We start from the raw sequence: 15000 nt of genomic DNA, 5'->3' as shown, positions 1-15000 counted from the left end.
AGAGGGGTTAGCGTAAGCGAAGCTCTGAACTGAAGCCCCAGTAAACGGCGGCCGTAACTATAACGGTCCTAAGGTAGCGAAATTCCTTGTCGGGTAAGTTCCGACCCGCACGAAAGGTGTAACGATTTGGGCACTGTCTCAACCAGAGACTCGGTGAAATTATAGTACCTGTGAAGATGCAGGTTACCCGCGACAGGACGGAAAGACCCCGTGGAGCTTTACTGTAGCCTGATATTGAATTTTGGTACAGTTTGTACAGGATAGGCGGGAGCCATTGAAACCGGAGCGCTAGCTTCGGTGGAGGCGCTGGTGGGATACCGCCCTGACTGTATTGAAATTCTAACCTACGGGTCTTATCGACCCGGGAGACAGTGTCAGGTGGGCAGTTTGACTGGGGCGGTCGCCTCCTAAAGTGTAACGGAGGCGCCCAAAGGTTCCCTCAGAATGGTTGGAAATCATTCGTAGAGTGCAAAGGCATAAGGGAGCTTGACTGCGAGACCTACAAGTCGAGCAGGGACGAAAGTCGGGCTTAGTGATCCGGTGGTTCCGCATGGAAGGGCCATCGCTCAACGGATAAAAGCTACCCCGGGGATAACAGGCTTATCTCCCCCAAGAGTCCACATCGACGGGGAGGTTTGGCACCTCGATGTCGGCTCATCGCATCCTGGGGCTGTAGTCGGTCCCAAGGGTTGGGCTGTTCGCCCATTAAAGCGGTACGCGAGCTGGGTTCAGAACGTCGTGAGACAGTTCGGTCCCTATCCGTCGTGGGCGTAGGAAATTTGAGAGGAGCTGTCCTTAGTACGAGAGGACCGGGATGGACGCACCGCTGGTGTACCAGTTGTTCTGCCAAGGGCATAGCTGGGTAGCTATGTGCGGAAGGGATAAGTGCTGAAAGCATCTAAGCATGAAGCCCCCCTCAAGATGAGATTTCCCATAGCGTAAGCTAGTAAGATCCCTGAAAGATGATCAGGTTGATAGGTTCGAGGTGGAAGCATGGTGACATGTGGAGCTGACGAATACTAATAGATCGAGGACTTAACCATATAATATGAAGCAAATGTTATCTAGTTTTGAAGGAATATGCCTTCATAGTTTGGTGATGATGGCAGAGAGGTCACACCCGTTCCCATACCGAACACGGAAGTTAAGCTCTCTAGCGCCGATGGTAGTTGGGACCTTGTCCCTGTGAGAGTAGGACGTCGCCAAGCAACTAAAAACACAAGTCTTTTGACTTGTGTTTTTTTCTTATTTCCCATGAAATAGGCCCGGCTCTGCCAGTAAAAAAGCCGAAATATAGTAAGGGATTTTTTGAGCAGAAATGGTAAGGAATTGATAAATAAATGGGTAATCCTCAGAACCATAGCTTCCAAGTAAATCATACCACCAATCTGTTTCGTATCTAGAAATCATACTTAAATTGTAGAGCAATAAATAATGAACAAGAAGTTCAGGTAATACTGGTTTAGGATTTCTAGGGTCAGTTGTAAGTGGTAAGTAATAAGTATCAGCAAGATATTCGTAGTATAAGGGCGTACTATAAATAGGATTCCACGATTGGATAGGAGCTGTAAAAAGCAAGTTGGATTCGCTCGTTTTCCCGGGGATATGTTGCAAGGATAAATGCTTGCAAGTTGATTCAATGTAACGTGAAAATCTTTCTGTAGTCATATGGAGTCGATCTAGTATGTTGACTGAAAAAGAAAGTTCATTTGTATTTGTTGAAACGATTTTATATAAAGTGGCCCCTCTGTGACTATAGCGAAATAAGTTTTGTAATTCAGGAATATTCCCCATTAAATCCAACATGTTGAACTTCTCTGCTTCTAAGTGTTTCATGTGAAACAGCTGTTCTGCAACATGAGTAAATAATCCGTTTTTTTGTACCTTCACCTCATCTTCTAAAAATTGATATCCCTGTTTTTTCCGTTTACGAGTCGTAACACCATGAGCTAAAACAGTAGTGGATTCTGGATAGTTAGGATCAATGGTTAATAAACAAGCTTTAAAAAGTTGGCTCATTCCATAAAACAATAACATTGGTTGAATGGAAAAGGGGGCTACCTTATATAATTCATAATAATTTTTCCCATGTTCTAAGTAATAAATAAAGGGATAACAATTCTCGAAACTTTTTTTTTCAGCATCTTGTATGGAGGTTTTTTCATAACAACGGGCAAGATAACGTTGTACATTTTGAGATGAAAAGAAGAAACTTAATTGCTGCCAAGTACAATGTGTTTGATGCATATATTACGCTCCTTTTATTGTCTAAAAATTCTAACATATATATACGTCCTTGACAGTATTTTAACCAATTGATAAGCTACTAATAATAATTTCTGGTATCATGGGGGGAACAATTATGTGGGAATCTAAATTTGTTAAAGAAGGTTTGACTTTTGATGACGTATTACTTGTACCAGCAAAGTCAGATGTATTACCAAGAGAAGTAAGTGTTAAAACAGTGTTATCTGAAAGCTTACAGTTAAATATCCCGTTAATTAGTGCAGGAATGGATACAGTAACAGAAGCGGATATGGCTATTGCAATGGCTCGTCAAGGCGGTTTGGGAATTATTCATAAAAACATGTCTATTGAACAACAAGCCGAGCAAGTTGATAAAGTAAAACGTTCTGAAAGTGGTGTTATTTCAGATCCTTTCTTTTTAACTCCAGAACATCAAGTGTATGATGCAGAACATCTTATGGGGAAATACCGTATCTCAGGTGTACCGGTTGTAAATAATCTAGACGAGCGAAAATTAGTTGGTATTATTACAAACCGTGATATGCGTTTTATCCAAGACTACTCAATCAAGATTTCCGACGTAATGACAAAAGAACAGCTAATTACAGCTCCGGTTGGTACAACGCTAGAAGAAGCTGAAAAGATCCTACAAAAGTACAAAATTGAAAAACTCCCTCTTGTTGATAACAACGGTGTATTACAAGGGCTTATTACAATAAAAGATATTGAAAAAGTAATTGAATTCCCAAATTCTGCGAAGGATAAGCAAGGACGCTTATTAGTCGGAGCAGCGGTTGGTGTAACAGCTGATGCTATGACTCGTATCGATGCATTAGTAAAAGCACAGGTAGATGCAATCGTTCTGGATACAGCTCATGGACATTCTCAAGGTGTTATCGATAAAGTAAAAGAAGTTCGTGCGAAATATCCATCACTAAATATTATCGCAGGAAATGTTGCTACTGCTGAAGCGACAAAAGCATTAATTGAAGCTGGTGCAAACGTAGTTAAAGTAGGTATTGGACCAGGTTCAATTTGTACGACACGCGTTGTTGCTGGCGTTGGTGTACCACAATTAACAGCAGTTTATGATTGTGCAACAGAAGCTCGTAAACACGGCATCCCAGTAATTGCTGATGGTGGTGTTAAGTACTCCGGTGATATGGTTAAAGCTTTAGCAGCAGGAGCACACGTTGTCATGCTAGGTAGTATGTTTGCTGGTGTTGCTGAAAGCCCTGGAGAAACTGAAATTTACCAAGGTCGTCAATTTAAAGTATATCGTGGTATGGGTTCTGTCGGAGCGATGGAAAAAGGAAGTAAAGATCGTTACTTCCAAGAAGGAAATAAAAAACTTGTTCCAGAAGGTATTGAAGGACGAGTACCATATAAAGGACCTTTAGCAGATACAGTTCATCAATTGGTTGGTGGATTACGTGCAGGTATGGGATATTGCGGAGCACAAGATTTAGAATTCTTACGTGAGAATGCACAATTCATTCGTATGTCAGGCGCTGGTTTACGTGAAAGCCATCCTCATCACGTACAAATTACAAAAGAGGCTCCAAACTACTCATTATAGTGTCTTATATACAAATAGACGGAGATTTGATATCTCTGTCTATTTTTTTTTGATTATGTTAAAATAACGGTTATGTGAGTACATAGATATTGGGGGTAGCAAAAGTGAAAGGTATGTTTTGCAAAAGATTCATTGCATTAGTAACAATGTTTACACTAGCTTGTAGTATATTGTTACCATACAGCAATGCATCAGCAGAAACAGGAGCTGCTTTAAACATCGAAGCAGGAGCAGCAATTTTAGTTGAAGCAAATTCTGGGAAAATTTTGTATCAAAAGAATGCAGATGAATTATTATCAATTGCTAGTATGACAAAGATGATGAGTGAATATTTAGTGAACGAGGCTGTTGCGAAAGGGAAACTAAAATGGGATCAGAAAGTTAAGGTTTCTGAATATGCGTATAAAATTTCGCAAGATCGTTCATTATCAAATGTGCCGCTACGAAACGGTGATTCTTATACAGTAAAAGAGCTATATGAAGCAATGGCAATTTATTCTGCTAATGGTGCAACGATAGCTTTAGCTGAAGCAGTTGCCGGAAAAGAAGTAGAATTTGTAAAACTGATGAATGATAAGTCGAAAGAACTTGGATTAAAAAATTACAAGTTCGTAAATTCTACCGGCTTAACGAACAAAGATTTAAAAGGACAGCATCCTGAGGGGACAACTCCAGATGAAGAAAATAAAATGGCTGCAAGAGATGTAGCAATTTTAGCACAACACCTTATTCAAGATTTCCCTAAAACATTAGATACAGCGAAAATTTCAAAAAAGACATTCCGTGAAGGTACTACGGATCGAATTGAGATGATTAACTGGAACTGGATGTTACCAGGTTTATCTAAGGCATATGATGGTGTAGATGGCTTGAAAACAGGATCAACTCCAGAAGCAGGGGATTGTTTCACTGGTACAATTGAAAGAGATGGTATGCGTTTTATTTCTGTAGTTATTAAAACGAAGTCTCGTGACGCACGTTTCGATGAGACAAAGAAATTATATGATTATGGATTTGCTAATTTTGAAATGAAGCAATTATATAAAAAAGGTTCTTCAGTAAAAGGACAAGAAACAGTACGAGTAGAAAATGCTAAAGATAAAGATGTAGCAGTTCAAACAAAACAAACTGTTTCACTTCCGATGCCAAAAGGAAGTAAAGATGTTTATAAAACAGAATTAACAGAAGCAAGTAAGGGACAAGAAGCACCTATTAAAAAGGGAGCTGTACTTGGTCAAATGGTAATTACACCAAAAGATACGAATGATCCTGGATTTTTATCTGGTAAGTCATTACAAATAGATCTTGTAACAACATCTGCAGTGGAAGAAGCGAATTGGTTTACTCGTTCTATGCGTGGAATCGGTTCTTTCTTTAGTGGTATGTGGAATAGTGCTGTTGATACAGTAAAAGGTTGGTTTTAAAAGCCCCTCATTGTAGGGGCTTTTTCTTATTCCTATTTTTCATACCGACTTTATGAAAAAGTAGTAGACAAGCATCTGATAGTTAGTGGTAGAATGTAAGAGTATTCTTAATTTTCGCCTTTAACGGGGAAAAGCAATTCACCTAGGGGGGTTTTTGTAACATGACAAATGTAACAGGGACAGAACGTGTAAAACGTGGAATGGCAGAAATGCAAAAAGGCGGCGTTATTATGGACGTAATTAACGCTGAGCAAGCAAAAATTGCAGAAGAGGCAGGCGCAGTTGCCGTTATGGCATTAGAGCGCGTACCAGCAGATATTCGTGCAGCAGGTGGCGTTTCTCGTATGGCAGACCCAACAATTGTTGAAGAAGTTATGGGTGCGGTGTCAATTCCGGTTATGGCAAAATGCCGTATCGGTCACCTTGTAGAAGCACGTGTATTAGAATCATTAGGGGTAGACTATATCGATGAGAGTGAAGTATTAACTCCTGCTGATGAAGTATACCATTTAAATAAACGTGATTACACAGTTCCATTTGTATGTGGTTGCCGTGATATCGGAGAAGCTGCACGTCGTATTGCAGAAGGTGCATCAATGCTTCGTACAAAAGGTGAACCAGGAACAGGAAACATTGTAGAGGCAGTGCGTCATATGCGCCAAGTCAATGCAGAAATCCGTCAAGTTGCAAATCTACGTGAAGATGAGTTAATGACATATGCAAAAAATACTGGTGCTCCTTATGAAGTACTACTTGAAATTAAACGTCTTGGTCGTTTGCCGGTTGTAAACTTTGCAGCAGGTGGTGTAGCAACACCAGCAGATGCAGCGTTAATGATGCAACTTGGTGCCGATGGTGTATTTGTTGGATCTGGTATCTTCAAATCAGAGAATCCAGAGAAATTTGCACGTGCAATCGTTGAAGCGACGACTCATTATGAGGATTACGAACTAATTGCAAGCCTTTCTAAAGGATTAGGTAATGCGATGAAAGGTATCGAAATTTCAACGTTATTACCAGAACAACGCATGCAAGAGCGTGGATGGTAATTGAAGGAGAACTTTAAAATGGTGAAAATCGGTGTACTAGGCCTTCAAGGTGCAGTTCGTGAGCATGTAAAATCAGTTGAAGCAAGTGGTGCAGAAGCTGTTGTTGTAAAGCGTATAGAGCAACTTGAAGAGATTGATGGTCTTATTTTACCAGGCGGTGAAAGTACAACAATGCGCCGTCTGATTGATAAGTATGCTTTTATGGAACCACTTCGTACATTCGCGAAGTCTGGTAAACCAATGTTTGGTACATGTGCAGGTATGATTCTTCTTGCAAAAACACTTATTGGCTATGAAGAAGCACATATTGGTGCTATGGATATTACTGTTGAGCGCAATGCGTTTGGGCGCCAAAAAGATAGCTTTGAAGCCACACTTTCAATGAAAGGTGTAGGAGAAGAATTTATTGGTGTATTTATCCGTGCTCCGTATGTTGTAAATGTAGCTGATGATGTTGAAGTACTTTCCACACATGGTGATCGAATGGTAGCGGTAAAACAAAATCAGTTTTTAGCTGCTTCATTCCATCCAGAATTAACGGATGATCATCGTGTGACAGCATACTTTGTAGAAATGGTAAAAGAAGCAAAAATGAAAAAAGTTGTGTAAGTAACTTGCAACTTGTATAAGATTATAGTAAATTGATGGTAACAATTTTATAAAATAAGCGTGTTGATAGGAAATAGTAACAAATGTCGTTTCTTATAGAGAGTCGATGGTTGGTGGAAATCGATAGAAACAGTTTGTGAATCCATCCTGGAATGGAATGTGGAATATCTTTATGATTAGTAAGCATTCCCGGTGAAGAGCCGTTATTTCTACTTGAGAGGAAAGTAGTAATGCTTTCAACTAGGGTGGCAACGCGGGTAAACTCCCGTCCCTTTATATATAGGGACGGGAGTTTTTTGTGTTTTATAAAATAAAAGGAGGAGTATATAATGCTTGATATTAAATTTTTACGTACAAACTTTGAAGAAGTAAAGGCAAAGTTACAGCATAGAGGCGAAGATTTAACTGATTTTGGTCGCTTTGAAGAACTGGATACGAGAAGAAGAGAGTTACTTGTTCAAACAGAGGAACTAAAAAGCAAACGTAATGAAGTATCTCAACAAATCTCTGTATTGAAGCGCGAAAAGAAAGATGCAGAAGCTCTAATTCTAGAAATGCGTGAAGTTGGAGAAAAAGTAAAAGATCTTGATAATGAACTTCGTACAGTTGAAGAAGATTTAGAAAGATTAATGTTATCTATTCCAAATATCCCTCATGAGTCTGCTCCAGTTGGTGAAACAGAGGATGATAATGTAGTAGCGCGTACTTGGGGAGAAGTGAAAGAATTTGCTTTTGAACCAAAACCACATTGGGATCTTGCTACGGATTTAAGGATTTTAGATTTTGAACGTGCTGGGAAAGTAACAGGAAGCCGCTTCGTATTTTACAAAGGTGCTGGCGCAAGATTAGAGCGTGCTTTAATTAGCTTTATGCTTGATCTTCATACTGACGAGCATGGATATGAAGAAGTATTACCTCCGTATATGGTAAACCGTGCAAGTATGACAGGAACAGGACAACTTCCAAAGTTTGAAGAAGATGCATTCCGTATTGAAAGTGAAGATTACTTCTTAATCCCAACGGCTGAAGTACCTGTAACAAATATGCACCGTGATGAAATCTTGAATAAAGAGCAATTGCCTATCAGATATGCTGCATTTAGCTCTTGCTTCCGTTCTGAAGCAGGTTCAGCTGGCCGTGATACACGTGGTTTAATTCGTCAGCATCAGTTCAATAAAGTAGAGCTTGTGAAGTTCGTAAAACCAGAAGATTCTTATGAAGAGTTAGAAAAACTAACAAATGATGCAGAACGCGTGTTACAATTATTAGAGTTGCCATATCGCGTTATGAGCATGTGCACGGGTGATTTAGGATTTACAGCAGCGAAGAAATACGATATTGAAGTATGGATTCCAAGCTATGGCACATATCGTGAAATTTCTTCTTGTAGTAATTTTGAAGCTTTCCAAGCGAGACGTGCAAATATCCGTTTCCGTCGTGAGCCAAACGGAAAACCAGAACATGTTCATACATTAAATGGATCTGGTCTTGCAATTGGCCGTACGGTTGCAGCTATTTTAGAGAACTACCAACAAGAAGATGGTACAATTATAATTCCAGAAGTTCTTCGCCCTTATATGGGAGGAAAAACAGTTATTAAGTAAAGTTAAACATTCATCGGTATGAGTGATTGGTAATTATGAGCGTTGTCAGTACTGTAATGTAGGAGAGGGAAAGTAAAATTTTCCTTTCCTCATAATTTATTTTAGTAGGGTTGACTAACTGTTTTTCTTTTGATATTATATTTGATGTCAATATGGAGGTATACCCAAGTCTGGCTGAAGGGATCGGTCTTGAAAACCGACAGGCGGCGAGAGTCGCGCGGGGGTTCGAATCCCTCTACCTCCTCCAGATATAATTGACAACAGCGCATATAAGTGGAGATTGGAGAACTCGTTACCAACACGTAACGAGTTTTTATTTTAAAACCAATCATAAAGTATGGTGTAAGGCGATTTTCTCCTTATTACACACTCATATTCCGATGATTATCTTCATAGATATGAAAGGAGTCAACATGGATCTTATTATACAAACGTTTCCTTTAGATGGAAAAACTTTATATTATGTACAATGTCCTGTCTGTAAGAACAATAGAATTTTAAACAGTGGTGCAAATGTGTCACGCATTATTAGCGATGATACATTCCGTAAACTTTGTGGTTGCACTTGTGGTGTAAAGCAAACTGCGACAAAAGTAGAGGCACCAAAAAAAGTTGAAAAAGCAGCTGTAAAGAAAGAAGCAGCTCCAAAACGTACAGGTAAAGTATTAACAGCAGTGATTAACGGGAAAGAAATGACTGTTAAAGAGATTGCTGAAACATACGATATTAGTACAAGTACTGTTCGTCAGCGTATTAACGCTGGCAAACCTGAGAGTGAAATTATTGCTCCAACAAAAAAGAAGTAATTTAATAGAAAAACCCGTGCGTATGCACGGGTTTTTTATTTTACAAGTTTACGTGTTTGTTTTAAAAAATGGCCAATTTTTTTAATGATTGGTTCAATGGAATCGCCATCTTTTAAAATATCGTATTCATTAATGTTTAATCGTAAAACAGGGCATGAATTAAAGTTATTAATCCAGTTTTCGTAACGTCCATGCATCTCTTTCCAATACTCAATTGGTGTTTGTTGTTCCATCGGGCGTCCGCGTTCTTGGATACGATCAACAATATCATCGAAAGAACCTTCTAAGTAAATTAGTAAATCTGGATGAGGGAAGTAAGGGGTCATGACCATAGCATCAAATAAACCTTTGTATGTTTCATAATCGGTTTCCGTCATTGTCCCTTTTTCATGATGCATTTTTGCGAAAATTCCAGTGTCTTCATAGATAGAGCGATCTTGAACAAAACCGCCACCATATTCAAAAATTCTTTTTTGTTCTTTAAATCGTTCTGCTAAAAAGTACACTTGCAAGTGGAAGCTCCAGCGTGTGAAATCAGCATAGAACTTGTCCAAATACGGGTTCGAATCTACCTTTTCAAATGATGTGCGATAACCTAAAGCGTTAGCTAATGCAGTTGTCATAGTTGATTTACCGACACCTACTGTTCCAGCAATAGTGATTACTGCGTCATTTGGTATATCATATTTTTGCCTTAAATTCATTATTATTTCGACTCCTTTAAGAGAGTATTTTGAAGGGCAGATAGGATGACGTTTAAATCATCAGGATTTTTTACAAAATCCATATCGTCTCCGTTAAATTTTAATACCGGAATGTCTGGATGATCCTTTTTAAAAGTATCCATTGCTGTTTCGTAATCTTTTGTGAGCTGTAGTAAGTAATTTGGATCCATATTTTTTTCGAATTCTCTTCCGCGCATTGCAATTCGTGTTTGTAATGTTTCAAGGCTAGCTGTTAAATAAACGATAACGTTTGGTACAGGCATATCTTGTGTAAGGATACGGTAGACTTGCATGTACTTGTCGTATTGAGAATCTTTTAATGTACGTGATGCGAAAATTAAATTTTTAAATATATGATAATCTGCTACTACTGGCTTCCTTTGATTCAAATACTTTATGTTAATATCTTCTAATTGTTTGTATCTATTACAAAGAAAGAACATCTCTGTTTGAAAACTCCATTCGTCGATGTCTTCATAGAACTTTCCTAAAAAAGGATTTTCATCAACAATCTCTTTCAGTAAGTGGAGTTGCATGTGAGTTGAAATTTCCTTCGCAAGTGAAGTTTTTCCAACACCAATTGGTCCTTCAACCGTAATAAATGGTACTCCGGTCACGCTGTTTCCTCCTTTCAATCAGTGATTTACCGTGACTACTAAAAACACAAAACAGAATTATTGTAGCACAAGAGGGAAGCGAGCGGGTTAATTTGATATAAAAAGTTAGAAAATAGATATATGTATTAATTAAATTTGATTTGAGATGACGGTACTATAGTTGCTTTTAATGTGGCTTCCATTATTTTTAAAGCATGCAGGTTATCCTGATCATGATTAGAGGCAATACAGTCCTGTGGTACATACAGTGTATAATTTCTCATATGAGCATCGTTAGCTGTAAAGAGGATACATATATTACCGGCGATTCCTGTTAATATTAGATTTTCTATTTTTAAATATCCTAATAAAGAATTTAAAGGTGTTTCATAAAAAGCAGAGTAATGTGGTTTAATAAAAATGTAATCATCAGAATTTGGAGCAATCTTATGAATGATATTTTCACTATACTCATTTGTACAATGGGTAATGAGTTGGTCAATATCAGATCTCCAAAGTTGATAATGGTCATTAATATAAATTATGGGATAACCGAAGGATGTCATCGTTTTCTTTAATTGTAAAATAGGATTTGTTATAATTTCGCATTTCTTGGCTAAGGTGGGCCCGTGTGAAAATTGAAAATCATTAATCATATCGATAATGAGTAAGGCAGTATTCTTCATATGTAATCCCCTCTCTGTTTTTCTTAGGGTGGATTGAATTTGTAAAAGTTATCCCATGTGTAGTAAATGGAAATAAGTGTACGTTATTTGTAATGAAAGGACTATGGTATGGAACACGATCAAGATATTTATTTTATGCAGTTAGCAATAGGAGAGGCTAAAAAAGCAGAGGCAATACAAGAAGTACCGATTGGTGCAGTTATAGTATTGGATGGTGAAGTAATTAGTGTTGCTCATAATTTAAGGGAAACTGAGCAAAGATCAATAGCTCACGCTGAGTTGTTAGCAATTGATGAGGCATGTAAAAAATTAGGGACATGGCGTTTAGAAGATGCGACGTTATATGTAACATTAGAGCCTTGTCCGATGTGTGCAGGTGGAATTGTTTTATCGCGAGTGAAGCGAGTTGTATATGGTGCAAGTGATCCGAAAGGCGGATGTGCAGGGACATTGATGAATCTTTTAACGGACGAACGCTTTAATCATCAATGTGAAGTGGTAGCTGGTGTATTAGAAGAAGAGTGCGGTACGCTGTTAACAAACTTTTTTAGAGAACTTCGTAAAAAAAGAAAAGCGATCAAGAAATTAGAGAAAAGCAACGAGAATTAACGTATTTGCATTTTATAAAAAAACAAGTTATACTGATAATGCCTTTAATGAAGGCAACCGAATATTGGTTTTAACTTTGCCGTGCTAAGCGGGGAGGTAGCGGTGCCCTATACTCGCAATCCGCTCTAGCGAGGCCGAATCCCTTCTCGAGGTTATGTTGCTGTAAGGTCTGCCTTAAGTAAGTGGTGTTGACGTTTGGGTCCTGCGCAACGGGACCCCGTGAACCTTGTCAGGTCCGGAAGGAAGCAGCAATAAGCGGGTCTTCTCGTGTGCCGCAGGAGTGCCTGAACCGAGCTAACTGCTTGAGTAACGCTTATGGTACGTAATCGACAGAAGGTGCACGGCAGTTATATATGTATACAAAACTCACCTTAACTAAGGTGGGTTTTTTGTATAGAAAATAACTTTTGGAATCTATAAACAGAATGGGTTATAATAAATGAGATAATAACCTTTGAGGGAGGCCGTATTTTCGTGTCATACCAAGCGTTATACCGAACATGGAGACCGCAAAAGTTTGAAGATGTAGTTGGTCAAAAGCACGTGACAAAAACGTTGCAAAATGCCCTTCTTCAAGAGAAAGTTTCACATGCTTATTTATTTTCTGGGCCGAGAGGAACAGGAAAAACGACAATTGCAAAAGTATTTGCAAAAGCAATTAACTGTGAACATGCTCCGGTAGCTGAACCTTGTAATGAATGTCCTTCTTGTTTGGGGATTACACAAGGATCCATTTCAGATGTATTAGAAATTGATGCGGCTTCAAATAACGGTGTAGATGAAATTCGAGATATTAGAGATAAAGTAAAATATGCTCCAAGTGCTGTAGAATATAAAGTATACATTATTGATGAAGTCCACATGCTTTCTATGGGTGCCTTCAATGCGCTTTTAAAAACGTTAGAAGAGCCGCCTGGACATGTCATCTTTATTTTGGCGACAACAGAACCACATAAGATACCGCCTACAATTATTTCACGTTGCCAGCGTTTTGAATTTCGAAAAATATCAGTAAATGATATTGTTGAGAGATTATCGACGGTTGTGACCAATGAAGGCACGCAAGTAGAAGATGAGGCGTTACAAATTGTTGCACGTGCCGCTGAAGGTGGTATGCGTGATGCGCTTAGTCTTATTGATCAGGCAATATCTTATAGTGATGAAACAGTTACGACAGAAGATGTATTAGCTGTAACAGGTTCTGTTTCTCAGCAATACTTAGGTAACTTAGTAGAATGTATACGTGAAAATGATGTATCAAGGGCATTACGTATCATAGATGAGATGATGGGTAAAGGGAAAGATCCGGTTCGTTTTATGGAGGATTTCATTTATTATTATCGCGATATGCTTTTATATCAAACTTCACCACAACTGGAACATATGTTGGAACGAGTAATGGTAGATGAGCAATTCCGGATGTTAAGTGAAGAAATGAAACCGGAAGCAATCTATGAAATCATTCATACTCTTAGTAAGGGACAACAGGAAATGAAGTGGACAAATCATCCGCGAATTTTCTTAGAAGTTGTTATGGTACAACTGTGTCAACAGTTTATGATGCAAGCAAACGGCACAGATCGTTTACAAGCGATTATGAACAGGATGCAGCAATTGGAGAAAGAGTTAGAAGAAGTCAAAAAGAATGGTGTGCCGGCTGGTGTACAGCAGGAAGTCAGGGAGACACGTGCAGCACCAAAGCCAGTGCGGACAGGGAGCATGAAGATTCCTGTTGGACGCGTAAATGAAGTGTTAAAGCACGCAAAGCGTCAGGATTTAGAACAATTAAAAGCTGTGTGGGGTGAGTTGTTAGGAAGACTCAAATCATACAACAAAGTAGCCTTTGCTGTTTTATTAGAAAATAGCGAACCAGTAGCGGCTTCGGATGATACTTACGTTTTAGCGTTTCAATATGAGATTCACTGTAAAATGGCAAGCGAAAATCGAGAAGCTATGGATACAGTGGAACAAGCTTTATTTGAATTGCTAAGTAAAAGATTAAATATGATTGCCATTCCAAAAAGTGAATGGGGTAAAATTCGTGAAGATTTTTTACAGCGTGAAGGTGGGAATTCTGAAGAAAGCCCAGAGAAAAAAGAAGATCCTCTTATAGAAGAGGCAGTAAAATTAGTAGGGCAAGAACTTATTGAAATAAAAGAGTAATAATAATTAGGAGGAATTAATTATGATGCGTGGCGGAATGGGAAATATGAATAATATGATGAAACAAATGCAAAAGATGCAAAAAGATATGGCAAAAGCGCAAGAAGAACTTGGCGAAAAAACGGTTGAAGGTACAGCTGGCGGCGGTATGATCACAGTTATTGCAAATGGTCATAAGCAAATTCTTGAAGTGAAAGTTAAAGAAGAAGTTGTAGATCCAGAAGATATCGAAATGTTACAAGACTTAGTGTTAGCTGCAACAAATGATGCACTTAAAAAAGCTGATGAACTTTCAAATTCTACAATGGGTAAATTTACAAAAGGCTTGAACTTACCGGGTGGAATGTTCTAGGAGGATACTGATATATGCATTATCCAGAACCAATATCGAAATTAATTGATAGTTTTATGAAGTTGCCAGGGATCGGACCAAAAACGGCGGTTCGCTTGGCATTTTTCGTATTAGATATGAAAGAAGATGATGTGTTAGGTTTTGCAAAAGCGCTTGTGAATGCGAAGCGAGATTTAGCGTATTGTTCTGTATGCGGACATATTACTGACCGTGATCCTTGTTATATTTGTAATGATTCACATCGAGATCAATCGGTTGTTTGTGTTGTGCAAGAACCGAAAGATGTAATCGCAATGGAAAAAATGAAAGAGTATCAAGGTGTATATCATGTGTTGCGTGGTGCTATTTCTCCAATGGAGGGAATTGGACCAGAAGACATTAATATCCCGCAACTTTTAAAGCGACTGCACGATGAAACAGTACAAGAAGTAATATTAGCAACAAACCCTAATATTGAAGGGGAAGCTACAGCGATGTATATATCCCGCCTCTTAAAGCCGACAGGTATTAAAGTAACTCGTATTGCACATGGTCTGCCAGTTGGTGGAGAT

General features: G+C 38.6%; 14 protein-coding genes, 1 tRNA gene, 2 rRNA genes, 1 other RNA gene and 1 other annotated feature (2 of these 19 running past the window's edge). Of the genes, 14 read left to right on the top strand and 4 right to left on the bottom strand.

Going from position 1 to position 15000, the window contains the following annotated elements; genetic code table 11:
• Together QCI44_RS28300 and rrf are read left to right on the top strand one after the other, a co-directional pair.
• Window positions 1-1043: ribosomal RNA gene (locus tag QCI44_RS28300) — 23S ribosomal RNA — on the top strand (it extends 1879 nt beyond the left edge of the window).
• Between the two features lie 49 nt (window positions 1044-1092).
• A 5S ribosomal RNA gene (gene rrf / locus QCI44_RS28295) occupies window positions 1093-1208 on the top strand.
• Window positions 1209-1245: 37 nt separating this feature from the next.
• Here the strand turns inward: rrf and QCI44_RS28290 are convergent.
• A complete protein-coding gene (locus QCI44_RS28290) occupies window positions 1246-2247 on the bottom strand; it encodes a YaaC family protein (RefSeq protein WP_016085332.1) in 1002 nt (333 codons plus the stop codon).
• A 115-nt stretch (window positions 2248-2362) separates the two neighbouring features.
• Between QCI44_RS28290 and guaB the strand changes: the two genes are divergently transcribed.
• The 7 genes from guaB (at window position 2363) to QCI44_RS28255 (ending at window position 9318) form a co-directional block, all read left to right on the top strand.
• Window positions 2363-3826, top strand: coding sequence for an IMP dehydrogenase (gene guaB, locus QCI44_RS28285; RefSeq protein ID WP_016085331.1), 1464 nt, complete (start codon window positions 2363-2365; stop codon window positions 3824-3826).
• 113 nt (window positions 3827-3939) lie between these two features.
• Window positions 3940-5250 carry a serine hydrolase gene (locus QCI44_RS28280; protein ID WP_141537656.1) on the top strand — a complete coding sequence of 437 codons (1311 nt, stop codon included), beginning with the start codon at window positions 3940-3942 and terminating at the stop codon, window positions 5248-5250.
• A 161-nt stretch (window positions 5251-5411) separates the two neighbouring features.
• Window positions 5412-6299, top strand: coding sequence for a pyridoxal 5'-phosphate synthase lyase subunit PdxS (gene pdxS, locus QCI44_RS28275; RefSeq protein ID WP_016085329.1), 888 nt, complete (start codon window positions 5412-5414; stop codon window positions 6297-6299).
• A gap of 18 nt (window positions 6300-6317) precedes the next feature.
• On the top strand, window positions 6318-6908 hold the full coding sequence (gene pdxT / locus QCI44_RS28270; protein ID WP_016085328.1) for a pyridoxal 5'-phosphate synthase glutaminase subunit PdxT: 591 nt from the start codon (window positions 6318-6320) through the stop codon (window positions 6906-6908).
• Between the two features lie 54 nt (window positions 6909-6962).
• Window positions 6963-7184, top strand: a binding site (T-box leader).
• A gap of 53 nt (window positions 7185-7237) precedes the next feature.
• Entirely contained in the window at window positions 7238-8512 is a 1275-nt protein-coding gene (gene serS / locus QCI44_RS28265; protein WP_016085327.1) for a serine--tRNA ligase, read from the top strand.
• A gap of 154 nt (window positions 8513-8666) precedes the next feature.
• A tRNA-Ser gene (locus tag QCI44_RS28260) sits at window positions 8667-8759 on the top strand.
• A 166-nt stretch (window positions 8760-8925) separates the two neighbouring features.
• A complete protein-coding gene (locus QCI44_RS28255; RefSeq protein WP_016085326.1) occupies window positions 8926-9318 on the top strand; it encodes a sigma factor-like helix-turn-helix DNA-binding protein in 393 nt (130 codons plus the stop codon).
• 35 nt (window positions 9319-9353) lie between these two features.
• On the opposite strand, the gene QCI44_RS28250 is transcribed toward QCI44_RS28255, so the two are convergent.
• From QCI44_RS28250 to QCI44_RS28240, 3 genes are all read right to left on the bottom strand, one after another.
• Window positions 9354-10022, bottom strand: coding sequence for a deoxynucleoside kinase (locus QCI44_RS28250; RefSeq protein ID WP_001053585.1), 669 nt, complete (start codon window positions 10020-10022; stop codon window positions 9354-9356).
• Between the two features lie 2 nt (window positions 10023-10024).
• Window positions 10025-10660, bottom strand: a complete 636-nt coding sequence (locus tag QCI44_RS28245) for a deoxynucleoside kinase (protein ID WP_016085325.1) — start codon at window positions 10658-10660, stop codon at window positions 10025-10027.
• Window positions 10661-10785: 125 nt separating this feature from the next.
• Window positions 10786-11325, bottom strand: a complete 540-nt coding sequence (locus QCI44_RS28240) for a cysteine hydrolase family protein (protein WP_016085324.1) — start codon at window positions 11323-11325, stop codon at window positions 10786-10788.
• A gap of 108 nt (window positions 11326-11433) precedes the next feature.
• On the opposite strand from QCI44_RS28240, the gene tadA reads away from it, so the two are divergent.
• From tadA to recR, 5 genes are all read left to right on the top strand, one after another.
• Complete coding sequence (gene tadA / locus QCI44_RS28235; protein WP_016085323.1) at window positions 11434-11934, top strand: tRNA adenosine(34) deaminase TadA; 501 nt, start codon at window positions 11434-11436, stop codon at window positions 11932-11934.
• Window positions 11935-12013: 79 nt separating this feature from the next.
• Window positions 12014-12278, top strand: an RNA gene (ffs, locus tag QCI44_RS28230) — signal recognition particle sRNA large type.
• A 130-nt stretch (window positions 12279-12408) separates the two neighbouring features.
• Window positions 12409-14097 carry a DNA polymerase III subunit gamma/tau gene (gene dnaX / locus QCI44_RS28225; RefSeq protein WP_016085322.1) on the top strand — a complete coding sequence of 563 codons (1689 nt, stop codon included), beginning with the start codon at window positions 12409-12411 and terminating at the stop codon, window positions 14095-14097.
• A 25-nt stretch (window positions 14098-14122) separates the two neighbouring features.
• A complete protein-coding gene (locus QCI44_RS28220; protein WP_170930109.1) occupies window positions 14123-14449 on the top strand; it encodes a YbaB/EbfC family nucleoid-associated protein in 327 nt (108 codons plus the stop codon).
• A 14-nt stretch (window positions 14450-14463) separates the two neighbouring features.
• Window positions 14464-15000: the 5' portion of a recombination protein RecR gene (gene recR, locus QCI44_RS28215; RefSeq protein WP_000559169.1), read on the top strand. Its footprint extends 60 nt past the window's final position; 537 of the gene's 597 nt are visible here — the first part of the coding sequence; its start codon is at window positions 14464-14466; its stop codon lies off the right edge, out of view.

Source organism: Bacillus cereus group sp. RP37 (assembly GCF_040459695.1).
GTDB lineage: Bacteria > Bacillota > Bacilli > Bacillales > Bacillaceae_G > Bacillus_A.
The sequence above is the reverse complement of the archived record's forward strand: the minus strand, read 5'-3'. Positions and strand labels throughout refer to the sequence as shown.